26 protein-coding genes are annotated in these 25889 nt (G+C 45.6%); 14 read left to right on the forward strand and 12 right to left on the reverse strand.

Translation table 11 applies throughout. The features are described 5' to 3' along the window. The first annotated feature begins 91 nt into the window (after positions 1-91). From RID53_RS09955 to RID53_RS09970, 4 genes are all read left to right on the forward strand, one after another. Positions 92-343, forward strand: a complete 252-nt coding sequence (locus RID53_RS09955) for a UPF0175 family protein (RefSeq protein ID WP_446376703.1) — start codon at positions 92-94, stop codon at positions 341-343. Next, a complete protein-coding gene (locus RID53_RS09960) occupies positions 336-584 on the forward strand; it encodes a hypothetical protein (RefSeq protein ID WP_446387954.1) in 249 nt (82 codons plus the stop codon). Before RID53_RS09955 ends, RID53_RS09960 begins: the two co-directional genes overlap by 8 nt. A 95-nt stretch (positions 585-679) precedes the next feature. Further along, the gene (locus RID53_RS09965) at positions 680-814 is read left to right on the forward strand and encodes a DUF3368 domain-containing protein (protein ID WP_446387955.1); all 135 of its coding nucleotides are present in this window, start codon (positions 680-682) and stop codon (positions 812-814) included. 95 nt (positions 815-909) lie between these two features. After that, positions 910-1176 carry a UPF0175 family protein gene (locus RID53_RS09970; protein WP_446387956.1) on the forward strand — a complete coding sequence of 89 codons (267 nt, stop codon included), beginning with the start codon at positions 910-912 and terminating at the stop codon, positions 1174-1176. Positions 1177-1251: 75 nt separating this feature from the next. Here the strand turns inward: RID53_RS09970 and RID53_RS09975 are convergent, their stop codons facing one another. Beyond that, positions 1252-1935, reverse strand: a complete 684-nt coding sequence (locus RID53_RS09975; RefSeq protein ID WP_446387957.1) for a ComF family protein — start codon at positions 1933-1935, stop codon at positions 1252-1254. A 118-nt stretch (positions 1936-2053) separates the two neighbouring features. After that, entirely contained in the window at positions 2054-2479 is a 426-nt protein-coding gene (locus tag RID53_RS09980) for a hypothetical protein (RefSeq protein ID WP_446375611.1), read from the reverse strand. A gap of 290 nt (positions 2480-2769) precedes the next feature. Here RID53_RS09980 and RID53_RS09985 point away from each other — a divergent pair, with 290 nt between their 5' ends. After that, positions 2770-2892 carry a hypothetical protein gene (locus tag RID53_RS09985; protein WP_446387958.1) on the forward strand — a complete coding sequence of 41 codons (123 nt, stop codon included), beginning with the start codon at positions 2770-2772 and terminating at the stop codon, positions 2890-2892. A 310-nt stretch (positions 2893-3202) separates the two neighbouring features. Here RID53_RS09985 and RID53_RS09990 read toward each other — a convergent pair whose 3' ends face one another. Together RID53_RS09990 and RID53_RS09995 are read right to left on the reverse strand one after the other, a co-directional pair. After that, on the reverse strand, positions 3203-4006 hold the full coding sequence (locus RID53_RS09990) for a PD-(D/E)XK nuclease family protein (protein ID WP_446387959.1): 804 nt from the start codon (positions 4004-4006) through the stop codon (positions 3203-3205). Beyond that, positions 4003-4587 (reverse strand): PAP/fibrillin family protein, encoded by a 585-nt coding sequence (locus tag RID53_RS09995; protein WP_446387960.1) that lies wholly within the window; start codon positions 4585-4587, stop codon positions 4003-4005. Before RID53_RS09995 ends, RID53_RS09990 begins: the two co-directional genes overlap by 4 nt. A gap of 63 nt (positions 4588-4650) precedes the next feature. Here RID53_RS09995 and RID53_RS10000 point away from each other — a divergent pair, with 63 nt between their 5' ends. Next, on the forward strand, positions 4651-4878 hold the full coding sequence (locus tag RID53_RS10000) for a DUF3134 domain-containing protein (RefSeq protein ID WP_446387961.1): 228 nt from the start codon (positions 4651-4653) through the stop codon (positions 4876-4878). A gap of 59 nt (positions 4879-4937) precedes the next feature. On the opposite strand, the gene RID53_RS10005 is transcribed toward RID53_RS10000, so the two are convergent. The 5 genes from RID53_RS10005 to RID53_RS10025 form a co-directional block, all read right to left on the reverse strand. Then, positions 4938-5714, reverse strand: a complete 777-nt coding sequence (locus RID53_RS10005) for a CPBP family intramembrane glutamic endopeptidase (protein WP_446387962.1) — start codon at positions 5712-5714, stop codon at positions 4938-4940. A gap of 64 nt (positions 5715-5778) precedes the next feature. Continuing rightward, positions 5779-6066 (reverse strand): ATP-dependent Clp protease adapter ClpS, encoded by a 288-nt coding sequence (clpS, locus tag RID53_RS10010; RefSeq protein WP_044208648.1) that lies wholly within the window; start codon positions 6064-6066, stop codon positions 5779-5781. A gap of 261 nt (positions 6067-6327) precedes the next feature. After that, positions 6328-6807, reverse strand: coding sequence for a DUF3368 domain-containing protein (locus RID53_RS10015; RefSeq protein WP_446387963.1), 480 nt, complete (start codon positions 6805-6807; stop codon positions 6328-6330). Further along, positions 6804-7073, reverse strand: a complete 270-nt coding sequence (locus RID53_RS10020) for a UPF0175 family protein (protein WP_446387964.1) — start codon at positions 7071-7073, stop codon at positions 6804-6806. Before RID53_RS10020 ends, RID53_RS10015 begins: the two co-directional genes overlap by 4 nt. Before the next feature lie 110 nt (positions 7074-7183). After that, entirely contained in the window at positions 7184-10564 is a 3381-nt protein-coding gene (locus tag RID53_RS10025; protein WP_446387965.1) for a HEAT repeat domain-containing protein, read from the reverse strand. 435 nt (positions 10565-10999) lie between these two features. Here RID53_RS10025 and RID53_RS10030 point away from each other — a divergent pair, with 435 nt between their 5' ends. The 3 genes from RID53_RS10030 to RID53_RS10040 all read left to right on the forward strand — a co-directional run bounded on the left by RID53_RS10030 (position 11000) and on the right by RID53_RS10040 (position 13875). Further along, entirely contained in the window at positions 11000-11617 is a 618-nt protein-coding gene (locus tag RID53_RS10030) for a Uma2 family endonuclease (RefSeq protein ID WP_446387966.1), read from the forward strand. A gap of 104 nt (positions 11618-11721) precedes the next feature. Next, positions 11722-12618 (forward strand): alpha/beta fold hydrolase, encoded by an 897-nt coding sequence (locus RID53_RS10035; protein WP_446387967.1) that lies wholly within the window; start codon positions 11722-11724, stop codon positions 12616-12618. A 183-nt stretch (positions 12619-12801) separates the two neighbouring features. Beyond that, positions 12802-13875 carry a class I SAM-dependent methyltransferase gene (locus RID53_RS10040; protein ID WP_446387968.1) on the forward strand — a complete coding sequence of 358 codons (1074 nt, stop codon included), beginning with the start codon at positions 12802-12804 and terminating at the stop codon, positions 13873-13875. 124 nt (positions 13876-13999) lie between these two features. Here RID53_RS10040 and RID53_RS10045 read toward each other — a convergent pair whose 3' ends face one another. From RID53_RS10045 to glgB, 3 genes are all read right to left on the reverse strand, one after another. Beyond that, a complete protein-coding gene (locus tag RID53_RS10045) occupies positions 14000-15409 on the reverse strand; it encodes an IctB family putative bicarbonate transporter (protein ID WP_446387969.1) in 1410 nt (469 codons plus the stop codon). Positions 15410-16023: 614 nt separating this feature from the next. Further along, positions 16024-18558 carry a glucosylglycerol hydrolase gene (gene gghA, locus RID53_RS10050; protein WP_446387970.1) on the reverse strand — a complete coding sequence of 845 codons (2535 nt, stop codon included), beginning with the start codon at positions 18556-18558 and terminating at the stop codon, positions 16024-16026. Between the two features lie 196 nt (positions 18559-18754). Beyond that, positions 18755-21019, reverse strand: coding sequence for a 1,4-alpha-glucan branching protein GlgB (gene glgB, locus RID53_RS10055; RefSeq protein ID WP_446387971.1), 2265 nt, complete (start codon positions 21017-21019; stop codon positions 18755-18757). A gap of 199 nt (positions 21020-21218) precedes the next feature. Here glgB and RID53_RS10060 point away from each other — a divergent pair, with 199 nt between their 5' ends. From RID53_RS10060 to RID53_RS10080, 5 genes are all read left to right on the forward strand, one after another. Continuing rightward, entirely contained in the window at positions 21219-21566 is a 348-nt protein-coding gene (locus tag RID53_RS10060; protein WP_446387972.1) for a CU044_2847 family protein, read from the forward strand. Continuing rightward, entirely contained in the window at positions 21556-22422 is an 867-nt protein-coding gene (locus RID53_RS10065) for a trypsin-like peptidase domain-containing protein (protein ID WP_446387973.1), read from the forward strand. Before RID53_RS10060 ends, RID53_RS10065 begins: the two co-directional genes overlap by 11 nt. 123 nt (positions 22423-22545) lie before the next feature. Further along, on the forward strand, positions 22546-23556 hold the full coding sequence (locus RID53_RS10070) for a hypothetical protein (protein WP_446387974.1): 1011 nt from the start codon (positions 22546-22548) through the stop codon (positions 23554-23556). A gap of 4 nt (positions 23557-23560) precedes the next feature. Then, complete coding sequence (locus RID53_RS10075; RefSeq protein WP_446387975.1) at positions 23561-24493, forward strand: AAA family ATPase; 933 nt, start codon at positions 23561-23563, stop codon at positions 24491-24493. Between the two features lie 312 nt (positions 24494-24805). Beyond that, on the forward strand, positions 24806-25870 hold the full coding sequence (locus RID53_RS10080) for a VWA containing CoxE family protein (RefSeq protein WP_446387976.1): 1065 nt from the start codon (positions 24806-24808) through the stop codon (positions 25868-25870). Positions 25871-25889: the final 19 nt, after the last annotated feature.

Below are 25889 nucleotides of genomic sequence, written 5' to 3' on the forward strand. Positions count from 1 at the left end.
TGTGGCTCTTCAAAAAGTCTCGCTTGTGAATGGGATTCAGGACTGCCTACCCGACAACTACAATGAGAGAATGTTGAATTTTAATTTTGCTATGTATGAAATTACACTGTCCATATCTGAAGAAACAGTACAGGCACTGAAGCTAACTCCTGAAAAACTCGATAGTGAGATCCTTTTAGCCGCCGCCGTTAAGCTTTATGAATTAGGGCGACTTTCTTCTGGAGCCGCAGCAAATCTAGCCAGAATTCCACGAGTCGTATTTTTATCTAAACTTGCTGAATTCGGTGTTGATACTTTTCGCTTAACTGAATCAGAACTAGCGGAAGATTTAGCTAATGCCTGAAGTCATTACCGATACGTCACCAATCCAGTATCTTTACCAAACCAATTTACTGAACTTACTCCCTAGTTTATACAATCAAATTATCATGCCCCAAGGCGTTGCTGAGGAATTGGCTCAAGGGCGTTCTCTAGGTATAGCACTACCTGAACCTGACTTGCTTTCCTGGATAACCATTCGTTCAGCGCAAGAATCACCACTTTTGCCATCCGCCTCTGATCTGGAAGGGAGCGAGAAGCCTTAACCTTAGCACTAGAAGTTCCCGATTCTCTTGTCCTACTTGATGATGCTCTTGCCAGACGTTGCGCCCGTCAACTAAATATCATTTTTACAGGAACATTGGGTATAATTCTCAAGGCAAAACAGTCTGGATACATTGAGGCAATATCACCCATTTTAAATCAGCTTGAGACACTTGGCTTTCGGTGCGATCGGGAAACCCGCGCTGCTGTGTTGAATCTGGCTGGAGAATGACCTTGTGCGATCGCTCAAACTCTTCAAAAAGTCTCGCGATTACCTTCGGCAGTGTGCGAGAACCTACAATAGGAAGAGTCGTGAGGAATTGAGCTATGAGCGTTGTCGTCCCTGACGAAATTTTAACCATAACTCGCATGACTGAGGCTGAAATGCGTCAAGAGATTGCTGTCATGCTCTTTGAGCGGGAAAAGCTTACTCTTGCTCAAGCTAGCCGATTTGCCGGGATGCACCGTGTCGCTTTTCAACATCTACTGGCTAGCCGCCAAATCCCAGTTCATTACGGGATGGAGGATTTTGAACAGGACATTCAAACCCTGCGGGAGATGGATACCCGATACAGGGCGACCCGATCAGATTAATGGGTGGGTCGTGTTAATTTTGTGCGGCGGGTCGCCCCTACGAATGCATCTGCTTCCCCATCTCCCCCATCTCCCCTATCTTCCCTGTTTAGACGAGGCGATCGCAACAATACCATATACGGCTATTCCTTGCTGGCGTAACACTTCTGTGGCTGAACGGGCGGTTGCGCCTGTGGTGTAAATATCGTCTAAAATCAGTACGGGTGAATGATGTGAACGCTTGCCAAAGCGCTTACCCACAGCAAACGCTTCCGTGAGATTTTGCGATCGCTCTTTTGCAGATAAGCCAAACTGGGCTTCAGTTTCCCGAACTCGTTCTAAACCGTGGGGTTGATACTGATACCCTGTAAATTGACAAAAACTCTCGGCAAGGAGTTCGGCTTGATTAAATCCCCGTTGTTGGCGCTTACTGGGGTGAATCGGAATGGGTATGACAGTTAACTTTTTCCTCTGTCGCGCCGCCGTAGAGTTTAGCCACGCCTCACCCAACCAGAATCCCAAAGGACGAGCTAACTGGGTATGATTCTCATATTTTAGCGCCGCGATCGCCCGTTTCAATGTGCCGCCATAATGTCCCCAGACAAACACGGGTAACTCTCCTTGCCAAAATTGACTCGGATGCTTCAGTTGACAGCGCTGTAACTGACGCTGACAGTATTGACACAATTCAGCATCAGTGGCGCGATCGCATAATGGACAGTTTGACTTGAGGAATAAAGACAGTAAGCTATTTGTCAACTGTCCGATTCCTAGTTTCATCTCGTCTTGTCTTTAAATAACCTCCATAGAATTATACCTTTAGTTTTTTCCCCAGCTTCCCCAGAGCCCAGACGCGCCATGGCACGTCTCTACATTGCTTCCCCTGCTCTCTATTTCCTCAAGCCACATCCAATAAAAACATCGACAAAAACGCCAAATACAACAGAAGGGCAAGCAAAACCACCACAAATGGCGGTGTAAAAATCACCGGAAAACTCGCTTCTTCCAAAAGATTGGGTAAAAACCCTTGATAGCAGATCGTATCGCCACATGTCCCGTAATTAAATAGAATGACAAATGTTTGCAGTCCAATAATTTTTGGCAAAAAACTTCCCTTTATTTTTACCTTTGTGCGTCTCTTTGCTGTCCGAGCCGTTGCACTAAAAAATAAAAATATTGTTGTGGTGATGTAGAACAATCCCGCAAATGCAATGTAGAAAAAAATTGACATCCAGCCCCCCGATGTCATAAAAAAGAGTGGGATACTAATTAACGCATAAATCAGGTAAACAGTAAAGACCAGCCAGATATTGGTTGTAATCATTGAAGTTATAACCCTTACCGATTTACAAACAGTTTTGTTCCAGCCTCTAGAAAAATTAGAGCTGGATGTAAATAGGTAGAAGCTGAAGCCTGGTTTAGTAATTATTTGTACAAGATGCAATACTCATTTATTTCTTCAAGAGAGTGATTACAATCGTTTAGCCCATTAGATCTTGCACCATTAGATCATCGTTAGTTCCGCTAGTCTTAAAACCCCCAATACTTCGTCAAGTTAGAGGGCTTTATGTTTATACCTACTAATAAACGAACCATTATCCGGAATCACCCTTGATGTGGCGGAGTCGAGGTGCAGGGGAAGCAGGGGGAGCAGGGGGAGCTGGGGAAGCTGGGGGAGCAGGGGAAGCTGGGGAAGCTGGGGAAGTTAACTCAGAATTACAGCTCTTTGCGCTGTAATACAGTAGATCAAAGTCCCCCTTATAGTTCCCCCTCCCGTCCCCCTTCAAATGGGGGAAGCCACAGGATGCTTCGCTTTTTTGGCTTATGGGATTGAGGGGGATCGACAATGTTCCGCATAGCAGAGCAAACTGCTGTATACCTTACCTGATACCTGATAACTGATAACTGATAACTGATAACTGATAACTGATAACTGATAACTGATAACTGATAACTGATAACTGATAACTGATACCTGATAACTGATACCTGATAACTGATAACTGATAACTGATAACTGATAACTGATAACTGATAACTGTTCCCTTTAAATCGATACTTCCTCAATATCAGCTAAATTGGGTAATAAATTATCTTGGCTAACCTCACTTTCTCCCGTTCGTTGACAGCGCACCGCAAAGCTACAGTTTTCACATTTACCCGCCGATATAGGCACTTGAGGAAAGGGGATATGATCATGTTGATAGCGGTGTAACCATCCAGATAGTCGAGTCAGCAACTCCGTTAAATCCGCTCTCGTTTTTTCATGTTGGACTCTATCGTAGGGAAACGTCAGACATTGGGGACGAGGTTTAGATTTAACAAACCAGTACGTCATCGAAATCTGTTCGGGTAAATAATCACTGGTTTGAAGCAAAACATATCGGTATAAGCGCGTTTGCCAGTCTTTGGCTAACCGATGACGATTTGTCGGTAGAGGATAGGTTTTCCAGTCAAGTATTTGGGCGCTTTTTTCGTCTTCAATAAATAAGTCGTAAATAACCGTTAGTAAATAGCCTTGCATCGTTACCGTGCGACAATGTTCAGCATCACGAAAGGATTGAGAATGATGGGCAAATACCTCCGGTGCTGCTTCCATTAGCGCCGTCACCCAATGATTGAGTTGGGGATTATCCTTCAGCAACGAGTCTATCGGTAAGCCCAGTTCTCGTTGTTGCATTAACAGGTGAAAGTAACTTCCCCATGTCAAACGTTCTTGTTGTTCCGGTGAAACAGGACTTCCGCACTGATCCACATAAATATATTGAAATTTACGCGGACAGGTTTCTAATAGATTGAGTTGTCCTTGGGATAAGCGAGTTAGGGAAACCGCCGTAGTTTGAGCATTCATGGTTTGGTAAGGACAAATACACTGTCTTTATTCCCGCGTCCAATCCGCAGATTTTCGTCGAGATAAGTAATCTCCAACCAGCCCCGTTGCTCTCGACTTTCAATGTTAAAATCAAGCGCCTTAAATTTTTTACCCGTTTCAATTTGCTGGATAAAGTTAGTCGGAGATTTATAATCAATTAAGCGTTGTAATCCGACAACAGACCGATCAAAATTAACATTAACGCGGCGTTCGGAAACGGGTTCAAACTGCGCTCCAACACTGATAATTCCCTCTAAGTAAGGCAAGCTGGAAACCTCGGCAATGTTATAAATTTTAGCGTCGGCGGTGCGAACACATTGGTAAATTTGACCCAATTGCCACAGGGGAAACCGACCTAGGTTTAACAAATCGCTACTGGTTGTGTAGAGTAATCGCCAGTTCCCTTCCAGTAAGTCCTGCGCTTCCAGTGGACGTGGCGTAGGGTTGCGGTCTTCTAATTGGGCAACGGCTGCCAAAATCGCTGTTTTTTCAGTGTCCGTTGCCAACAACCCCCGATTTTTTCCCGCGATCGCTTCTAATAACGTGGCTTTGCTAACCATCTGTAGTCCTGACAATCCACCGTTAAATATGGTATCATTTTTATCGACTTACTGAAATTTATTATGTATAATCCTTCTTTGCGTGAAGAATCTCGTGAGCAACTGGCTCCAGTCATTGCCGTTCAACGTGAAACCTCAGTTTTAGAGTGGTTAGAATCAACGAATCGTCTGCTGGCGCGTGATCCGAGCGAGAAGGAGAGCGGCGATGATGAAGAGGAAATCACTGAATTGATGGGTGTCGAGGATAATGACTATGATGACGAGGAAGATGATGATCTAGATGAAGATTAACGGACGGGCTTAGAAGCTGTTGGCGTTATTTCTGCCTTCTTGTACTAGGGCGCGATCGCTTAATTCACAGCCTGCGCCCTGATCCACACAGCTAGCACCATCAAGAAAGCTAACCCCATGACTCCCGCGATCGGGTTAGAATCGACTCCGGTTATCCAAGGAGATACTTGACCCGAATACTGCACCAGTTGTCCCACATTAATCATGTAATAGCCCCAAACTAACCCCGCATGTAACCCAATGGGTAAACCCAAACGCCCTTGTCCTCGCTTTGCCCAAACTAAAGTTAATCCCAACAGCACTAATCCTGGAAATCCCGGTAACGTGCGAATAATTTCTCCGAGGGGTTTGAGAAAATGCAGCGTGGCAAAAATTAGCGCATCTGCCCAAAGAGATAGTTTATGAGAATAGTCTCGCTCCAACTCATCTAATAACCAACCCCGAAAGACTAACTCCTCCGCTAAGCCAATACCCAAAGCGCTAACCAATCCTTCTAAAATAATCCGCCCCAATTGTTCTGGAGGAGGTTGAAACGTTAGCCATCCTAATCCCCCCTCTAACGCAAACAAAGTTAGGGTAAATAATAAACCAATACTTAATCCATTGAGCCAGTCTATTCCATTGCGCCGAGAGATGTATAACCCATACTGCTTTAACAGTTGAGGTTCTCCATAAACAAAGCGTCCCCAAACTTGTAGTAGCCCTAAAAATTCCCCAAACAATAACGCCATCGTTAGAATAGTGACGAGGTTTGAGTCATCGACTAAAAGGTAGATTGGCGCAGCTAAGGGTAACCAAAATAGCCCTAGGGTAAAAACAAACAAACCCAGCCGCACAGGTGCTGGGTATTGAGCTAATTTCGGGAGGTTTTGTCTTAAAATGTTCAGGACTTACGTCTCCCTATTCATCCGGTTCAATCGTACTGGTTAAGCCGTGATTCTTCAACGTTTCACAATAGAACTCTGCATGTTCCAAAGCGCAGGTAATGACTAGAGCAATTCCTGAGTTATGCGCTTCCATCATAATATTGACAGCTTGCGGCTGAGTCAAACTCGGCACCGTCTGTATCAAGGCTTGCACCACATATTCCATCGGGTTGAAATCATCATTGTGGAGCAAAACACGATAGCGAGGTGCGGGTTTCCGAACGGTTGATGTTGAACGCTTTTCAATCGTTTCCACAGACACGGCTAGGCTTCTCCCTCTCGTTCAAGTGTTTACAAAAAAATAGTTGCCGGGATACAGTTCCCTATTTTAGCTTTTTCTTTATATTACTCAACAATTATCAGACCAATCACCCGATTTGGCGAGTAGAGATAGCCGAATCTTGACTCGATTCCACCATCCTTATAGTCTTACTGTGTGACTAAATAACGTAAAGTGACGTATAGTTTATCGTTTAAACTCAAGTTCTCCCAATGCCTCGCTCTTTTTATAAAGCTTTTTCTCTCAAAAATAGGAGTGCTTATCTAACAACTTTTGAAACAAGTTGTCGGAAGCCCAAAAAGATGTATTCTGAAGGCTTTGAACAGCAACAGGTAGATCGATCAATTTCATCGTTGCTGCTTGATCTAGAATTCCTAAGATACCCGTAATGGCAAACCCTCTTTCTGTCGCGGTACGCCTTGCTTTCATATCATCAAGTAACAGTAAATCTGCGTTGATTTCTTGGGCTAGAATAATAGCGGCTCGTTCTCCGGGATCGAGTAGATCAAGAATTGTATCCGAAGGTTGGTTGACAGGCTGGATTTTGAGCCAATCAGGTGGAGTGGCAATCCAATTTTGGACAGGTGAGGGCGCAGAGACATCGGACAGTTCGCGGTAGACGGCTTGGGGAATAATGATTTGTTGAAATAATTCGGGCAAAAGATGGATGTAACCAATCAAGATGAGGTAGTTGATTGGGGAGGTATTGGAGACAATAATCATTCTTGGGATAAAACATTGCGAATCGCTTGTGAATCCTGCTCTAGGTCGTCTTCCGTGTAAGGCAAGTAGGCTTTTTCACGCTTTAGAAATTCATAAGTTTCCCACCGGGATGAGAAGTTGAGCATCTGGCGCACTTGGGCGGCTCCAATGTGTCCTTTCCGATAGTTATCAGCCACGATAAGTTCTAAAAATCGGCGGGAAATGTTGGCAGGTTGTAGTTGTAGTTGATTGGCGATGTTGTCGGGAATTTCGAGCGTGATTTGCATGATTTATGCTCATTAACTTATATGATATTCGGGAAATAACCCATAATAAAAAAGCCTGCGACAATGGTGGTTACAGCATTGCTATTATGGGCAGTTCAGAGGATTTGATATTACGGTTGACCGTAACGTTTTTGCACGACTTCATAGAGGCAACGTGCCATTTCAACAGGAATTCCGGCAGGAGGACAGAGAATTTTTAGCCTTTCGATGCCACCTGCTAGGATAAATTTTATAAGGTCAGGAGTAGATTCAAGCCGCTCTAAGAATTTTTGGATAAAGGTCTGTTGTTGGGGTTCGGATGTAGGGGGATAGGTTTGAGCGAGTTGATTCAGCAGAGCTTGAATCTTTTGGGCAGCTTCAGCAAGATCCTGCTCGGAGATGTTGATATTCTGCTTGGCATGTTGAATGAATTTAATATTGCTGCCTTCGCTGGCGACATTAACACCGATGCTTGCTCCACGTTGATCGAAATTGTTGGTCATGTTATTAACTATTTTGATGCATTCATTTTCTATTTTATCAGTTATATTGAACTCTGGTGGTGAGTATTGAGCTATTTCGTAGTTGTAGAATCCGCAGCGTGATTGGATACCAGCGATCGCAGTAAGTAAATTTTCTCGAACTGTAATTTTTGGTTTTAACAGAAGCTTATTCAGTTGAGGTAACTCTTCAGAGTCCCAAATTTTACCTATTGCCTCAATAACCTTTGGATGAACAACAAGAGGATCAAGAGGGGTTTTAACTTCAATTGCTTGAAATAAAGCAGGAATTACTTTTTTGCTGCCAATTTCTCCCAATGCCTCAGCAGCACTGGCGCGAATCTGATGATTCTGATTTTCTAAAGCTTGCAATAGAGCAGGAATTTCATCTTCCCCTCCAACTCTACCTAACGATCTAGCAGCACTGGCGCGAATATTAGGATTTTTATTTTTCAAAGCCTCACATAAAGCTGGAATTGCACTCTTGCCAATTTGCCCTAACTCATAAGCGACGATACGACAAACCTCAGTATCTTCATCATCTAATGCTTCAAGCAGAGTAAGAATTGCCTCTTGATTACCAATTTGCCTCAAAGCCCTAGCAACCTGATAACAATTCTCGTGGGAGCAATATTTTAAGAATTCTCGAAGAGTAGGGATTGCTTCTGGGATGCCGAGTTTTCCCAATGCAATAGCAGCACTCCAACGGTCAGTATCTTCCTTTTTTTTCAAGGCGTGAAGCAGAACAGAGACTACTTCAGTATTTTTATTACCAATTTCTCCTAAAGCAATAGCGATACTCCAGCGAACACAAGGAAAATTATTCTCAAAAGCTGTGAGTAGATAGGGAATTTCTTCCTCACTGCCAATCTTACCTAATGCCTCGGCAGCTCTAGAACGAATAATACAATTTTCTACCTCCAAAGCGTTAAGCAGAGAAAAAATAGTAACTTGATGATCAATTTCCTTTAAATTGTCAATGGCTATTCTGCGAAGAAAGGACTCGTTCTGCTCCAAGGCAACTTTAACTAGAGTGAGAACGGCATCTTCAGCCTTAATTTTCGCTAGAGCAAAAATAGCGCTACTGCTAAACGAGTCATGAATACGAATAATAGGGTTGACATCTGTCTGAGAGTTCCAATCTTCCAGAGCTTGTTGTAGTGTAGGAATCGCAGCTTCATGACCCATTTTTCCTAGTGCAAGAGCAGCATATTTACGAACTTGGAAGTCTTGATGCTTCAAATGTTGAACCAGAGCCTGAATTACTGCTTCACCATTAATTGCTGCTAATGCAGAGGCAGCATTCTTACGCACTTCGAGGTTATCGTCTTCCAGAGCTTGGAGCAGAGCAGGTACAGCCTCTGGATTTGCGATTTGACCTAACGCAGAAGCCGCAGCAGCACGAATATGGGAATTTTTACCGACCAAAGCTTTCCTTAAATTAGGAATTGCTTTCTCACTACCTATCTTTCCTAAAACTCTAGCAACTGTGGAACCAAGCCAATAATTTTTATGTTCTAAAGCTTTGATGAGAACAGGAATTGTAGACTCGTTACCTACTCTTGCCAATGCTTCTATAACTCTGTAATGAAGACTAGAATTTTCGCTTACGAGTTCTTGCTCTAAAAGAGGAATTACCTTCTCAGAGCGAGTCATGCCATATAGATGAATCTTAAGAGAATGAGGAACATTCAATACATCAATTAAACCAACTGTCTCCTTCTGCCAATCAGGTTTTACTTCCCCTGCCAACCTTGCTCCTAAACATAGATCTACCTTCAACGCTAGGTCTATTATTTTTATTGCTTGGTTTTTAGCTGTCTCTTCATTTATTTCTAATAGCCCAAGCATAAGTGCAATTGGCTCTGTCCATTTCAGGTAGTTGAGATAATGACACTTCAGTTTTTTTACACCTTCCTCATCTCTCAGAAGATCAGGTACATATTCCAGCAAGTATTCCGCCGCGTAATATTCCTGAATTAGTTGATGGTGAAAACTAACTTCTCTATCAGAGACTCTTTCTAAAAGGTGATACTTAAGCAAGTCTTCAATCCGGGAGGAAGTACCATAACGCTCACCAAACCTTTCAGTAAGAACTTTTTCTGCTCGCTCATCAGAGATAATCAAGCCAGGATCGGTTGGCTCCGGATTGTTCAGCATTGTAAACGCCAGATGTTCCAACCAACGATTCCAAGCTTGACGACGCTCATCTGTAACGGGTGCGTCTTCCTTATATTTTTTGAAAGACCGGAAAAATTGACGGAATGCCTCTCCTAACGTCTCGACAACAGTGTCCTTTTCCTGAAACAATTGATACAGCATCCATAAAACAAATGGCGTGCGGCTCAACTCTCGATTGTCTCGGCTCAATAATTGCAATATTTGTTCCGCTTGAGCGGGCATACATTCTTGTAAAAAGCGATTGATTTCTGGAGGGCTAAGCGGTTGAACTTCTAACCTTCTTTTGATGCCCAAATCGCCGCTGCCTAGCTCTCGCGTTGTGCAAATGAATGGTATTTCTGAATCTTGGCACTCCTCTCGAAATGCTTTAAGTTCTGTACGAACTGTGTCTGCTGGCATCTCGTTCAAGCCATCCAAGAGCAGAATCAGCCGTTTCTGAAACAATAGTTCTTCAACTTCGGGAATTTTCAGTTGTAGTTGTGGCTTAAGAGCATTTCTAATTAAAGTCAATATCCCCGAAGGATCTTCAGAGTTAGAAAAACGGATATTGTACCTTTTCAACGGAACCAGCACAGGAATTCGAGGTTCTGGTTTTTCAAGCTCCTTTTTTGCCAAACTGACTAAACAACGCAAAAGCGCGGTTGATTTGCCGACACCGGGCGAACCTACCAGTAAAATATGCTCGGATTCAACATAATTCTGGATTCCTTTAAGTATGGGCAGTGAAACTATCTGTGGCTTCTCTTCTCGTCTCTTCTCTTCAGTTTGCACCATCTGCTCAAATGAGAAGGTTGCCTGTTTAGCCGCAATTGTTTCAGTCAACGCATCCACAGCCCACCACTGTTCGTAGCGGTGGCAGATGTTTCTTAGGTAATCCTGAAACTCGCTAGGGGCAATCATGGGAGAGTGATGTTATATCCATCTTAAGAGGAATGGCACGCTCAAATGAGGCTGGTGGGCAATGCCCACCCTACGGTCTATCAAGGGTTTCGACGATCCGAAAAGGCAAATTTTTAGTGCCATTCATCTTAAGAGAGTCTTCTCTATGATAGGCTAGCTATCTGGCATAATGCCTCGATGATTAAACTGGAGACAGTTAGGAAACTGTTTGTGATGGTGAATAGCTGTAAAAACCCAAGCCGCAGGGTGTCCCAACCCACAAATTAATCTTACCAAAGTCACCCCTAACTCTCCTGAGTTGCCCAGTATCCGGTTCATACAGAAGTTTGTGATCGCACGCTTCTAAAGCTACAACGAGGTGAATCTATGATCCAAGCCTTGCAACCGCCGATTACGTTTGATGAGTTTATTGAGTGGCTACCAGAAACCGCTGAATGCCGCTATGAGTTACACCATGGGGTAATTGTTGAGATGCCCAAACCGAGAGGTAAGCATTCAAAGTTGTCAGGGGATTTAGCTTACAACGTAGGCACTGCAATTCGTCAGGCTTCCTTGCCCTATTTTATCCCTAAAGAATGTATTGTTCGTTCTCTGGATGGTACTTCTGGATATGAACCGGATGTCATTGTCCTAGATGAACCTGCACTGATTGATGAACCGGATTGGGAAAGTGGTTCTATCATCACTCTGGGCAAATCGATCAAGATGATTATAGAAGTCGTTTCAAGCAACTGGCGGGATGATTACTTGATTAAGCTGGGAGAGTATGAAGCCTTGGGTATCCAGGAATATTGGATTGTGGATTATGCCGCATTGGGTGGGCGACGCTTCATTGGCAATCCCAAACAACCTACTTTAACGCTCTGTCAATTGGTAGAGGGGGAATACGAGTTACAGCAATTTCGAGCAGGCGATCGCTTGATATCGCCCACTTTACCAAACCTAACGCTGACTATTGATCAGGTTTTGAAAGCAGCCCAGTAGAGCGCGATCGCTCTTTTGAATACTTATTAGATTCGTCCGCCCCCATTCCTTAACGCTTACGCTATATTAAGATTAGTTAACGTTACTTAACATTATCGAGAACCATGCAGGCGACCCCCGTTGCAGCAACGGCTACTATTCCTGGCATCTATTGGCAGTGGCGAGGACAGTCCATTTACTACGTCAAAGCGGGTGAGAAGCGATCGCATCATCCTCCTCTGTTACTGATCCACGGATTTGGTGCATCGACGGATCACTGGCGCAAGAATATCGCTGAACTCCAACAAGACTTTGAAGTTTGGGCAATTGACTTATTGGGGTTTGGACGATCCGCTAAACCAGACTGGCAATATAGTGGGGAGTTGTGGCGCGATCAGTTGCATGATTTTATCACTCAGGTGATTGGTCAGCCTGTGGTATTGGCAGGGAACTCCTTAGGCGGTTATTGTGCGCTATGTGTTGCAGCACAACGTCCTGATTCTGCGGCGGGAGTGGTGTTACTCAATAGTGCAGGTCCGTTTACCGAGACGAAAGTTCCAGAGTCCGCGAATTCTGAGCGAAAGGGGTTCAAGAATATGACGCGATCGCTCTTATTGCAACCTTGGGCGAGTTTCCTTCTGTTTCAGTACCTGCGGCGACGGGCGATCATTCGCAGAACCCTCAAGCAAGTTTATTTAGATCACAGCGCCATTACCGACCAACTGGTAGAGGATATCTATCGCCCCTCCTGCGATCGCGGAGCGCATAAAGTCTTTGCCTCTGTCTTCAAATCGCCCCAAGGGGAAAAAATCGATGTGCTGCTTTCCCAATTACGCTGTCCCTTATTACTCTTGTGGGGAGAAGGTGATCCCTGGATGAATGCCAAACAACGGGGAGCAAAGTTCCGTCAGTATTATCCTCAACTGACAGAATACTATCTCCAAGCGGGTCATTGTCCCCATGATGAAGTTCCCGACCAAGTGAATGAACTACTACGGTCATGGGTGATTAAAAATTGCTAAAGATTCGGACATTTTCGTACCACAACGATGTTAGGTGGAATGGCACGCTCCTTAAGCCCTGAACTAAAGTTCTCCTCTTAAAGCTCAAACCCGTTAAAACGGGTTAAAAGCCCTTAATGTAGTAAGCTTGAGCTTACTTAAGCTTAAAGAGTGGAAAGACAAATAGCCTAGCACCGATGAGCCATGATCACATCCGAAAACCCACCCCCCCAGAATCCACCACCGCCTATTGTCACCGATCCTGGCATTCTCCAAAAAACCCTGTTTGACGATTTTATTCAATCGGTGTTGGCAAATGGCGAAATGGTCATGCCTTGTATCCCAGCATTAACCGAGTATTACATCTGGCGGATAGGGGCGCTGTTTCAGGCGATTGATTCTCGTTTTAGCCAGGAACAATTGCAGCAAGTGGGTCAAATGATTGCCAAGAATCTGGTCGAGGGATTTCGGATTTCTCCCCATAGCAGATTGCGTCTGAAATACGAACCCTCCCAACCCACGAATGAGGGATACAAGTTCAAAACATCAATACTGGCTGCATCAGTTGTCGAGGAGTATCAGAAATGGGTTGACTCCCGACAGCCTTTGTTGTTTGGATCTGAGCCAAATGCGAAAGTGATGCAAGTAGCGGCACAGTTTGAAGATCCGACAACGGTAACGGTGTTAGATGTCGGTGCGGGAATAGGTCGCCATACCTTGGCTTTAGCCAGACAGGGTTATTCAGTCGATGCGTTAGAGTTATCCCCAACCTTTGTTGAACGGTTAAAAAATGCCGCCTCAACTGGACAAATTAACGTTACCGTGGGTGATATCCTTGATCCACTGGTGAGAATGCCTCTGGCGCATTATCGTTTCGCGATCGGTGTAGAAGTCATTGCTGCTCATTGTCGAGATGTTGAGCAACTGCGATTATTTTTAGTCAAAATGTGCGATGTTCTCTGTTCAGAAGGACTATTACTCTTTGCTATTTTTCTATGTCAAGACGATTACGAACCTGATCCGTTAACTCGACAGATTTCTCAACTCCACTGGACTTCTTTCTTTACACCGCAAGACTTAGCCAGTGCTATGGAAGGATTACCCCTTCAGCTCATTTCTAATGAATCCTTTTTAGAGTACGAACGTGAACATCAATTGTCGGAAACAGGAACATTAACCGAGCAATTCTGCAACTGGGCAACAGGGGGGAATATATTAGTTCCTTCAGTGGAAAAACCTGTGGTGGAACTGCGATGGATTCTGGGTAAACGGATTTGATTCAGGGCGTAAAATGCTTCAATATGATGTTTTCAGATACACAAAAACTGTAGGGGCGCACTGACGTGCGCCCGCTTGAATTTAGTCCTGATTTTTGCGCTTGAGTATTTCTTGGTCGATATAGTCATCTAGATGGGGAATATATTGCATGGCTTCCGCTTGGAGAACCTGATTGAGGCGGCAGATAATAACTGGCAATAATTGCCACCATCAACCACCATACTGTACTCACCTGAGGACGATACCAAACTGTGTCCACTAAACCATGAGACAACATTCCCGCCATGGTAGCGATCGCGGCAATTAACCAGAAGCCTTGAGGATTTCGCAGGGTGCGGAGTCGGTTGATCAGTTGTACACCACGATTTACCGTAACCACAAGTAACCAGAGAAAGCAAAACAAGCCAATAAAACCTGTTTCTACCGCCACTTCCAAAAAGATAGAATAGGCACTCAACGCGGTATATTTAGGACGTTGGTACAAGGGATAAATCTTATTAAACGCATCATTTCCCGAACCAATACCAATAATCGGGCGATCGCGAATCATATCAATCACCGCCGCCCACACATTCATCCGGAAATTATTACTACTATCTTCCCGCCCCGCAAAAATACTTGCCACTCGCACTCGCACCGGTTCAACAAATAGCACCGCCAGAATAATTACCGCCGCACAACTCCCCAGCATCGCAGGCATTGCCCAAGAACGCCATTTTTCTGGTAATTGGATACTATACCAATACACGACCAGAACGGAGAAGATAAACAGACAGGCGACAAACCCAATCCAGCCGCCGCGACTAAACGTAAGAACCAGACAAGCGGAATTCACCACAAACATGGTTAAAGCTAACGCTTTTGGAAGCCATCTCGTCCAAGCAAACACCGCCGCTAAACTCAACGCCACAGCCGGAATCAAATAACCCGCTAATAGATTCGGATTCCCCAAATAGCTATAAACCCGCGTCAAATCCGCCGCCGCCGAATTAGTATCAGTCCAGGTTGCCAACGCTTCTGCGCCGAAAAACCACTGTCGTATCCCGTAAACGCTAACAATTAACGAAATATGCAGGAAAACGCCGATTACCCACGAACGCAGACGGGTTGATCGGAGTACCCGTGCCATTAGCGCAAAGAGTAATAAGTATAGCGTTAGTTTCACCAACCCCTGACGGGCTGCCACTTTCACCGGGGACATGGCTGTGGCAACAGTGGCAATTGACCAATACAGTAACACCAACAGATGAATCGGTGTCACCTGGGGGCGTTCTCTCTCATCCGAGACAGTCAGCAGTAGCCAAAACCCTGCACAAGCAATTAACAACACGCCGATGAGGGCGGTAGAGACAAAGGGCGCAAGCGCAAACACAATCGCCACAAGCAACGCGCCCAAGGGTTCCGCCCACTGAAGCAGCCAACTTCCCCGCCGCCAAGCTTGCAGCAATCCCACGACGCGATATAAATAGCTAGCGCCGCGCCACTGATAGAAACGTAAGTTCGATAGAGTAACCTGTTGCCACACTGAATTCATAGATTGGTGATTGGTTGATTGTTTCCGATTTAGCCCACGATCGCACCTAAAAGCGATGGCACTGAAAATTTACATTTGGGAATCGCCGAAACCCCTGATATACCGTAGGGTGGGCATTGCCCACCAGCCTTAATGAGCCTGCCATTCCACCAAGCGAGCGATGCGTAGTTAAAATCCTGAGTAAGACATTATTCAATCAGCTTACTCCAGATGAAGTTAATCGACTTCAGGATAAGTTTTGGCAAGAGGCGGTGAAGCCCTGGAATGGTGCAAGATTTCAGGAGATATCACATCTGAACGTAGGGGCGCATAGACATGCGCCCTGATTGATGACGCCGCTGTGCGCCCTGATTCAATCAACCCTATATCAGGAAAACATCTAACTCTCAAGCAACACTTTCTAAGACAAAGGGTTGAGTAAAGGGCGACCCGATCAAAGTGAGTGGACGCCGTTGTTCATTTGGGCAAGCGGGTCGCCCCTACAGGAAAACTTATACTCGATCATGATGCGATCGCGGATTCTAGATTCTCTGCCTTATCTCCCTGAATCCGGTTACTATAGGCAGATTATATTGATTCGGTAGGGACACGATACTATCGTGCCCTAATCTCATCTAATGTCTGACTCGTTCTAATAGCAACGCCTGAGTATCTCGCAACTCAAACGATCGCAGATCACTCACCTCCAATCCCGGAGAGGCGATCGCAATCTGCCATTCGTCCAAATCCAGTTGCAGCCAGTCTCCCAGCGTCACGGTAACTGGATCACCACCCATGTGAGACACCATCGCCATCTGATACGGCTGATCACTCGCCCCCTCCTCTGTCGGTTGTGTGCGTAAGCCATAGAAAAGGGTATAGTTATCCTCACTAATTCGATTAAACCGATCCAACCCCGATAAATTATGCCGCAGCCAGGGATGATCATGACGGAAACGCCGCAGGGTTAAATTAAACGCCGCTAATTCTGGCACCAAATACTCCTCATAATTCCATACATTACAAGCTTGGTGCATATCTTCCATAAACGCCCTAGCAAATACCTTCAGTTTCCCGACATCTAACTCAGTTAATACCTGGGATTTTTCTGGTACATTTAGCTTCTGTAATTGTGCCGCTGATTTCCGCTGGGTTGCTTCCTGTTTAACGTCTTCTTTCTCTGACTCCGCCCCCAGATAACGCTGACATAAACTTGCCACTTCTTCTAAATCATAATTCGTTTCTTCAATGGCGTCATAAAGTCCCCGCATAAACTGACGTAATTCATCAATCTTGCGGAACCCCATTTGCTTCAGCCGGGGGAAAATAGTGTCTTGGTCATTGTAAACATATTTTTCCACCTGCCAATCCAAAAATCCGGCTTCTTCCGCCGCCACTTTTACCCCATAGCGATCATCGGTATTGCGGAAAAAGCCCCAGGCGGATTCCAGGGTACAGTTAATAAAGTCCATCGGTAAACCGGGACTAAACCCATACACCCATAACGTCACCGCCGGATTATTATACGCCGTATTCAACACTTCCGGTAAACTTTTCCCCAAATTCCAATTAATCGGTAATCCGGGTTCTACCTGAGTTCCTCGGCGTAAGGTGTCATGGTTTCCACAGCCAGTAATCCAGTTTTCGCCAACCTGCATCACATCACAGACGCGACGCCATTTCTTATCCCAAAACTTCTGCAAACCGGGGGTATTATGGGCAAAGATTAACGGACCCCACTGAAATGCATCGGGCATAAATTCAACAATATCCCGATAGGTGGAAATCTCTTCCCACCCTTCAGCGGGCCAGGGGCGTCCATCTTCAAAAATAGCAAACAGTCGCCGCTGATGTGAGCCAATGTCTTGCACCACTTCGCCCATATCTTTGAGGTAGGCGTCATCATATTCGACTCGCCCGGATAAGGGGTTAAAAAACTTGAAATCTTGGGCACCATCTACGCGAATCCCATCAACGCCAAAATTATTTTTCCGCCGCTGCATTTCTAATAAGATAGCCCGCACAACTGGATTTTGATGGTTTACATCTTGACCGTACATATTCGGTCCCTTGAGGAAGCGCCCATTCAGGACATCTAACGCCTGGTTATCTGCATGACCATACACAATATCAAAGATGACTTGGATTGGACCCGTGGGGAAGGTGTGCAGGGTACTAATAAACTCCACTAATTCATCCGGGCGCAAGGTTTCCAGGACAGAGGGATTGGTCGCTGAAGACCCAAAAATAACGATATCATAACCCCAGTTTTGGATATCCGGTTTTTTCAGAGTGATTTTAATGTCCTCAGTTTCGTAATCTACCTGTTCAGTTTCCGGGTCGATTTCATCCAAGTCATCTTCATTGAAGATAAAAAAACCTTGTCCCAACTCATGTTCCATCCGATATTCTACCGTGGGTTCAATCGGGAGAAGTTGCACCGCGTCATAGCCGATGTAACATTGTTCGGCTGGGGTTAAAGCGTCATTGGCGTTAATTTTTTCCGCAATCCGTTGATAGATACGGGTTAATCCGGCTAGCGTTCCTTCTTTAGCGGCGGTGGTAATATGAATTTGTAAAATATTACGCGGTGGATGAACGCGAATAATCCCGGATTCATCGGCGTCCCCTTGACCTAAATACTCCAAGTCGCTACGTTTTTCTTGCAACTGATTCAGGTCATAGACTTCGGCGGGGGCGTAAACACCGTAAGGTAAGGAATAGGCTAAAACATCGCCAATGGTTTGGATTTCATTCTGGAAATCTAAGTATTTTAGCCAATAGAAGGAACCCATCTGGTCTTTGGTTCCCGGACGCATTCCAGAAACGACGCCCCAGAAATATTCGCCGTGTTTTTCTAGTTGCAGGTGTTCCCGATGAACTTTGACCTTTTGGTTGGGTAAGGTGGGGTCAATTTTGTTCAGGGGGGTGAGAACTTCTAGATAAATGTTCTTGGGTTGGAACATATCTGCCCCTAATTCCGGTGCCCAGAAGCCTATTTCGGTAAGTCCATCGGCACGATAATGGGCACCGAGACGGGTGGCTAATGTTTTGGCTTTGTGAAATATGGTGTCGTTGGATTGTTGAACGCTATCTGCCCAATCGAGGAGTTTTTGGGTTTCGTCGGCGATTAAGGTGATGGGTGTTCTTTTGGTTGCAGTTTTTGTCATGTTTCCCTGGTTATTGATTAACAAAAGATTCGTTTTTATCCTGTAAGCGGTGGCAGGATTTTTCAACGCAGAGGTTCGCAGAGGTTCGCGCAGAGGGGCGCAGAGGGTTTTTGGGTAAGGCTACATGACCGTGCGCCTACTGTCCAGTTAAACCTTTACAAAGGACAAATGACTAATGACTAATGACTCTCTCCGACTACTTATTCCGATCTAATTTCAGAATTAAAACGCCTAAGGGTGGCAAGCACAAGTCAATATAATAAGACCAGCGAGGATGAGACCATTCCCCTGTCCATCGACCCCCCATATTCCCCATATTGCTACCGCCGTAATCTTCAGCATCGCTGTTCAAGACTTCCGCATAGAAACCGGGTTCGGGGACACCCACCCAATAGTCGGGATGAGGTTGAGGGGTAAAGTTACAGACGGTGACGATAAAGTCATCCGAGTCTTTTGCTTTGCGAATAAATGAGACGACGCTATTGTCGGCATCGTTACAGTCAATCCACTCAAACCCTTGATGGGAAAAGTCTTGGCTATAGAGGGCGGGTTCACTTTTATATAGGTGATTTAAATCCGCCATAAATCGCTTCAGTTGTTGGTGGGGTTCATGTTGCAACGCGCCCCAATCTAAGTCTGCCCAAGCATTCCACTCATTCCGTTGTCCAAATTCCATGCCCATAAATAGGGTTTTCTTACCGGGATGGGTGTACATGTAGGCATATAAACAGCGGAGATTGGCAAATTTCTGCCAGTCATCTCCTGGCATTTTACTCAATAGGTTGCCTTTTCCGTGGACGACTTCATCATGAGATAGCGCCAGCATAAAGTTTTCACTGAAGGCATACATGATGCTGAACGTGACATTATTTTGGTGGTAGGGACGATACAGGGGATCTTTGGCAAAATAATCCAACATATCGTGCATCCAGCCCATATTCCACTTGAAGCTGAAGCCTAAGCCGCCCAAATAGGTGGGACGAGAGACGAGGGGCCAAGCGGTGGATTCTTCAGCAATGGAGAGGATACCGGGATAATAGCCGAATATCTGATAATTCAGATAGCGCAAAAAGTCGGCGGCTTCTAGGTTTTCGTTACCCCCATACTGATTCGGTACCCATTCCCCATCTTTGCGATCGTAGTCCAGGTATAACATGGACGCCACCGCATCCACGCGAATCCCGTCAATATGATAGCGGTCAAACCAGAACAGGGCATTGGCAACCAAAAAGTTGCGAACTTCATTCCGGGCGTAGTTGAAGACTAAGGTTCCCCATTCCTTATGTTCCCCTTTGCGGGGATCAGCATGTTCGTAAAGATGCGTACCATCAAAGAAGGCTAACCCGTGAGTATCTTTGGGAAAATGACCCGGAACCCAATCCACAATCACGCCAATATCATTTTGGTGACATTGGTCGATGAAATACATCAAGTCTTGAGGCGTGCCATACCGGGAGGTGCAGGTGTAGTATCCGGCAACCTGATACCCCCAAGACCCATCATAAGGGTGTTCGGCAACGGGGAGAAGTTCGACGTGGGTGAATCCCAGTTCTTTGACATAAGGAATTAGGCGATCGGCTAATTCCCGATAGGTGAGGAAGCGTCCTTCGGGTTTCTGGGAGACTTTCACCACGGGGCGAGTTTCCCCATCCGGGAATTCGGGCGGCGTCTCGGCACTCTCATGCAACCATGAACCCAAGTGAACCTCATAAACAGAAATGGGTTGTTCTTGGGGGTCAGTATGGCGACGCCGTTCTAGCCAGTCTTCGTCGTGCCAAGTGTAGTCTAGGCTATTGACAATTGACGCGGTTTGGGGTCTAATCTCCTGTTCAAAGCCGTAGGGGTCGGATTTGTGATAAATATGTCCGACGTGGTTTTTCACTTCATACTTATAGTGTTCTCCGACACCAATTTCCGGGATAAACAGTTGCCAAATCCCGTTCCCCAGTTGGCGCATCTGATGTTCGCGTCCATCCCAGTTATTGAAATCACCGATAACGGAAACATTACGGGCGTTGGGTGCCCAGACGGCAAAGTGAACCCCTTGGACGCCATTAAATTCTGTAGGGTGAGCACCCAATTTTTCGTAAATGCGATGATGATTGCCTTCGGCAAATAGGTGAATATCAAAATCTGTCAAACGCGGTGAACGAAAGGCGTAGGGGTCATAGATGACTCGTTCATGTTCGCCTTCTTTAATCCGCAGTTGGTAGTTGGCTAATTCCGGTATCTCAATCTCACATTCAAATAAATGAGGATGACTGACAGCCTGCATCGGGTATTCTTCCCGTTCCGTGGGACGAATCACCCAAGCGGCGTCGGCTTTCGGCAGGTAAGCCCGCACAACCCAGCTTGTTTTACCCTCCCGTTCAACGGGATGAGACCCAAGAATTTCAAAGGGATCATGGTGTCGATTACTCACAATCCGATCGATTTGATCTGGGGAGATGGTTATTGTCATGGCGTTACCTTGTTTAACTTCCCAGACTTAATAGTAATCAAGATTTCTCCACTGGTACAATTTTGGGGGATTGGGGAAGGTGAGAGAATTATACCAAATCCGAGGACAGAAACCCCCCTTATCCCTTGGCGGCTCTTGCCTGTTGCCTGTTACCTGTTGCCTGATAAAATCAGATAAAACACCATTTCCCAGGTCAACATTGAAACAACTCGTTGAATTTTCCCTAGACGATGACTCTACGTTCTTAGTCGAGGTAGATGAACCCGAAACGACGGCGGTTGAACGAGTCGCGTTACCCTCAGGACGTTTAGCCCTCAAAGCCCAACGTTCCTTTGATCAAGCACTAGATACGATTAAGCCTGTCGCCTCTAAAATTATTTCTAAACTAAACGATCTCAACACGCCCGCCGATGAAGTGGAAGTCAAATTTGGACTAAAGTTAACCGCTGATGCAGGGGCAGTCTTTACCTCAGTCGGCGGCGAAGTCAGCTATGAAATTACATTGAAGTGGAATCAGTCTCAGTCAAGGAAACGCGATGGCAGATAACTCCGCTTACCTAAATGCCTTTAAAACCGGGATTATTCGCATATCCCACGCCAATGGAGTTGTGGTTGGGGCAGGGTTTCTGGTATTTCCTAATTATGTGCTAACCTGCGCCCATCTGGTAGCTCAAGCGCTGACAATTCCCCCAAATACTCCCGATATGCCAACGGGTTTGATTGATCTAGATTTTCCTTTAATTGCACCGGGAAAGAAAATTAAAGCAAGGGTAGAGTTTTGGCAACCCGTGAATCCTGCGGTAGCTGGAGAAGATATTGCCGGATTAAAGTTGGAGGATAAATGTCCGCCGGGAGTGCAACCTGTGCGATTGGTTACAGCAGACGATGTTTGGCAACATTCAGTACGGGTGTTTGGCTTTCCCAGTGGACATCCTGATGGCGTTTGGGCGACAGGGGTACTGCGCGGGGAATTAGGCAATGGATGGATACAAATGGAAGCGGTTAATGTCCCCGGTTATCGAGTAGAACCGGGCTTTAGTGGTGCGCCCGTGTGGGATGAAACCTTGTCGGGAGTTGTCGGGATGGCGGTGGCGGCGGAACGACAACGGGATGGGGTTAAGGCAGCGTTTATGATTCCCACAAAGGTGTTGAGTCAAGCTTGGTCGATGCTCGGTCAATTTGTTCACACGGCAATGAAACCTAAACCCGCATTGAGTTTAGTTCAGCAAGCAAAAGCTAGAACTCGACAGAAAACTTTGGAAAGTTTAATAGCTGATTATGAAAATACTTATAATCAATTGAATTATACATCAAATGCCGCTGAGCGCAACATGATTAAACGACAGTGTGATGTTCTTGAGCAGGAAATGACCGAAGTCGCCAACGTACTTGATGCATTATGAATCATGAATTAAAATTTTCTATTCCCTGTATTTCGACCAGCCTGTTGGTAGAGACGTTGCAGGCAACGTCTCTACAATCTAGGAAAAAATGGTTCTATAATAATGTCAGATTGGGTATGATCAATGACCAATGCCATAAGCACTAAGAAAAAGATGCTTCAGGCTCGGCTTGACCAATTAATAGTGGATTATGAGAGTCTATATCAGCAATTAAATTACACCCAAAATCAAGCCGATCGCAATCAGCTTAAGCGACAAGCAGAGGATGTATTTCATGAGATGGAAAGGGTGGAAGCCCAACTGAATCAATGTCAGTCATCTAATACAACTTACAACGACAATTATAAGAACTGGGAAAACCATTTACCTAAGATTAATTATTCTCAAGCCAGTAAACTGTTTAATCGCATTTTTGACCACTTTGGCGAAAAAGGGGGCGCTGTCTTTTTCTTACTCCAGAATTGTCATCCCATGGGTGGAAAGTGGTGCATGGAAAAGATTAAAACTTCTCTCAAGGATAAAGGGGTGTGGAGTCCCCGTGCGGTCGGCTTTGCCGCCTGGGAACAGCCGAATCCCACAGATTTTATCCAGCGCTTGGGGGCTAGCTTTAACCTGGAAGATAATACCAGTCCGGTAGAAGTCGCGACTCAACGCCTAATCGATAAAATTTATAACTCTTTGCAAATTGACAGCACCGTATTTCTGGAGATTCGACTCTTCTCCCTGGATAGCCAATCTGACTTTTTAGCCTGGTTAATTCCTCAATTCTGGATTCCTTTAATCAGCCGCTTACCATTAATTCGCCAAGACCTTCCCTTGGTTAAATTTGTTACCGTTATGGTGGTGGAGACGAAAATTCCTCAAACTTGTCGGTCTCCCGCTCTATTTTGTCAAGGGGGTAAGTTGAGTAGCAAGAAGATTATTGAACTAAAATTAGGCAACTGGACGGAGAAAGAAATCAGAACTTGGTTATATCGATACTCCGGTTTGGCGACGCCTAATATAGGGCGGACGCCAAGGGAAATTGAGCAGATGTCTCGTATGGTTTACCAAGTGAGCCAAGGTAGACCGATTGATGTTTATAGTTACCTTATGAACGAGTTGACTCGGGCTTTCGGAGTTGGAGGGAATTGATGTCATGAATTCGACCACTGAATATAAGTTTCAAGGGAATCCTAACGCTCGACCGAAATCAGCTCATCCGGATTCTCCCCAAACCCCTGAACCGTATATTGCCCCGGATGAATTGATTCAGGCGGTAAATTTGGCAATTTATTTGCGGCGACCGTTATTATTAGAAGGAGAAGCCGGGTGTGGGAAAACGCGATTGGCTCGTGCGGTAGCCTATGAATTAGGATTACCATTTTATCGTTGGGATGTGCGTTCGACGAGTAAAGCTCAAGAGGGTCTTTATCACTATGATGCTATTTTACGTTTGCATGATGTCCAGATTCAGCAGTTAGAGACGCTGGACAAGAGTGACCAAAGCCGCAATCCCAGTAATCCCAAATACTATCGCAAATTGGGCGCATTGGGGAAAGCGTTTATTCTGAAATCCTGTCCGGCGGTGGTTTTAATTGATGAAATTGATAAGGCAGATATTGATTTTCCCAATGATTTGCTTGCGGTTTTAGATGAGCCGTGGGAATTTACGATTCCGGAGACAAGGGAAAAAGTTCAGGCTGATTATCCGCCTATTGTGATGATTACCAGTAATAAGGAAAAGGGGAATTTACCTGCACCGTTTTTACGCCGTTGTTTATATTATTTTGTTGAATTTCCCAGTCAAGAGCGCTTAAAAGAAATTGTCGCGATTCACTACCAGATGCAGCAAATGACGGCTCCGGCGAGGGAATTAGTGGAGACGGCAACAGAACGATTTATTCAAGTGCGTCAGGAGGGAGGGTTGTTCAAGCTTCCCGGAACGAGTGAATTTTTAGATTGGTTGAAAGCACTGCAAACCTTTGAAAAGACGCCCTATAAGGCGGAAAAATTAGCCAAGGAGAAGCGGCTTCCTTATCGGGAATTGTTATTTAAGCTGCGGGCAGATTGGCAAAACTATGCTGTGTAGGGTCATTTATCTTATGTCATGTATACGCAAAATCGTAGGGTGCGTTAGCGTTCGCGCAGCGTTCCCGAAGGGTAGCGTAACGCACCATTTTTCTAAAAACGATAGGTAAAAATCAACCCTGTAGGGGCGACCCGTTGCATCAATTAACAACACCAATCCACTCAATAGGCTTGGGTCGCCCTCTCTTCTCGCAATGGGTAGCGAGCAAGATGCAAAGCCTGCGGCATGGCTTCGCTTAACGCACTACAATGAAACGGGTAAACTCACCCCGACAATTGACGACAGACGTGCCATGGTACGTCTCTACATGATGTGAAAAACGATACCATTCAGCCCATCCTATCTCGCCTATTTAACCGCTTACGCCAAAGCGGATTCAACTTGGGTGTGGGTGAATATCGGGCAGCGCTAGAGGCAATTGAAGGGGGCTATGGGTCAAGTAGCTTAGAAGAACTCGAACGGGTGTTAACATTACTCTGGTGTCATTCCCGCGCCGAACAAAGCCAGTTTCAGTTCATTTGGGAATCGGTAATCGCAGACACCTCAACGGTGGAACCGAAACCACCACGCCGCACCTCTAAACCGGAACCCTCACCAGAACCCCAAGATAAACCGCTAGCCGCTCCCTCACCTCAACCTGTAGAATCCGTGCAACCCCAACCCGCTCTAGAGTTAGCGCCGTTGCCGATTCGCGCTCCCTTTACCCCGGTTGAAACGGAAGATACCCCCCAACTACAAACCGATAGACCCATTTCCCGCCGTGCGATGGTGTATAGTTGGCGTTATCTGCGCCGTCCGATTCTAGATGGTCCAGAGGATGTTGTGGATGAGCGGGCGACAGTGGAAACCGTGGCGCGTCAGGGATTTTTTCTCACCCCGGTTTATCGGCGTCGGGAACGGAATGCGGCTCATTTGCTGTTGTTAATCGACCAAGATGGGTCAATGACACCCTTCCATCGCTTTACCCGTGACTTGGTGGAAACGGCGCAATATGAAAGTTCGATTGGGCAAGTGGATGTTAGCTATTTTCACAATATTCCGGCAAAAAGCGTCTATCATGACCCCTATTTGACCCAACCTGTCCTGTTGGAGCGGGTGTTAGCCACCTGTGATAATAACACCAGTGTTTTCATCGTCAGCGATGCAGGGGCGGCGCGGGGATATCGGCGGTTAGAGCGAATTCGAGCCACGACGGAGGTATTATTTCAAATTAAGCAACAGACCAATCTGATAGCCTGGTTAAATCCCATGCCCCAAGAGCGTTGGGGGAGTACCTCAGCTCAACTCATTGCCCATCTTGTGCCAATGTATCCCATGGATAACGATGGATTAAGTCATGCGATCGATATTGTACGCGGACAGCCGTTGTCACCGTAGGGGCGCACCGACGTGCGCC

Source organism: Coleofasciculus sp. B1-GNL1-01, assembly GCF_040220235.1.
Lineage (GTDB): Bacteria > Cyanobacteriota > Cyanobacteriia > Cyanobacteriales > Coleofasciculaceae > Coleofasciculus.

Bases quoted from the DNA above. Each gene is read 5' to 3' on its own strand.
- RID53_RS09955 (WP_446376703.1), top strand. From the start codon at position 92: ATGTATGAAATTACACTGTCCATATCTGAAGAAACAGTACAGGCACTG.
- RID53_RS09960 (WP_446387954.1), top strand. From the start codon at position 336: ATGCCTGAAGTCATTACCGATACGTCACCAATCCAGTATCTTTACCAA.
- RID53_RS09970 (WP_446387956.1), top strand. From the start codon at position 910: ATGAGCGTTGTCGTCCCTGACGAAATTTTAACCATAACTCGCATGACT.
- RID53_RS09975 (WP_446387957.1), bottom strand. From the start codon at position 1,935: ATGAAACTAGGAATCGGACAGTTGACAAATAGCTTACTGTCTTTATTC.
- RID53_RS09980 (WP_446375611.1), bottom strand. From the start codon at position 2,479: ATGATTACAACCAATATCTGGCTGGTCTTTACTGTTTACCTGATTTAT.
- RID53_RS09985 (WP_446387958.1), top strand. From the start codon at position 2,770: ATGTGGCGGAGTCGAGGTGCAGGGGAAGCAGGGGGAGCAGGGGGAGCT.
- RID53_RS09990 (WP_446387959.1), bottom strand. From the start codon at position 4,006: ATGAATGCTCAAACTACGGCGGTTTCCCTAACTCGCTTATCCCAAGGA.
- RID53_RS09995 (WP_446387960.1), bottom strand. From the start codon at position 4,587: ATGGTTAGCAAAGCCACGTTATTAGAAGCGATCGCGGGAAAAAATCGG.
- RID53_RS10000 (WP_446387961.1), top strand. From the start codon at position 4,651: ATGTATAATCCTTCTTTGCGTGAAGAATCTCGTGAGCAACTGGCTCCA.
- RID53_RS10015 (WP_446387963.1), bottom strand. From the start codon at position 6,807: ATGATTATTGTCTCCAATACCTCCCCAATCAACTACCTCATCTTGATT.
- RID53_RS10020 (WP_446387964.1), bottom strand. From the start codon at position 7,073: ATGCAAATCACGCTCGAAATTCCCGACAACATCGCCAATCAACTACAA.
- RID53_RS10030 (WP_446387966.1), top strand. From the start codon at position 11,000: ATGATCCAAGCCTTGCAACCGCCGATTACGTTTGATGAGTTTATTGAG.
- RID53_RS10035 (WP_446387967.1), top strand. From the start codon at position 11,722: ATGCAGGCGACCCCCGTTGCAGCAACGGCTACTATTCCTGGCATCTAT.
- RID53_RS10040 (WP_446387968.1), top strand. From the start codon at position 12,802: ATGATCACATCCGAAAACCCACCCCCCCAGAATCCACCACCGCCTATT.
- RID53_RS10045 (WP_446387969.1), bottom strand. From the start codon at position 15,409: ATGAATTCAGTGTGGCAACAGGTTACTCTATCGAACTTACGTTTCTAT.
- gghA (WP_446387970.1), bottom strand. From the start codon at position 18,558: ATGACAAAAACTGCAACCAAAAGAACACCCATCACCTTAATCGCCGAC.
- glgB (WP_446387971.1), bottom strand. From the start codon at position 21,019: ATGACAATAACCATCTCCCCAGATCAAATCGATCGGATTGTGAGTAAT.
- RID53_RS10065 (WP_446387973.1), top strand. From the start codon at position 21,556: ATGGCAGATAACTCCGCTTACCTAAATGCCTTTAAAACCGGGATTATT.
- RID53_RS10070 (WP_446387974.1), top strand. From the start codon at position 22,546: ATGACCAATGCCATAAGCACTAAGAAAAAGATGCTTCAGGCTCGGCTT.
- RID53_RS10075 (WP_446387975.1), top strand. From the start codon at position 23,561: ATGAATTCGACCACTGAATATAAGTTTCAAGGGAATCCTAACGCTCGA.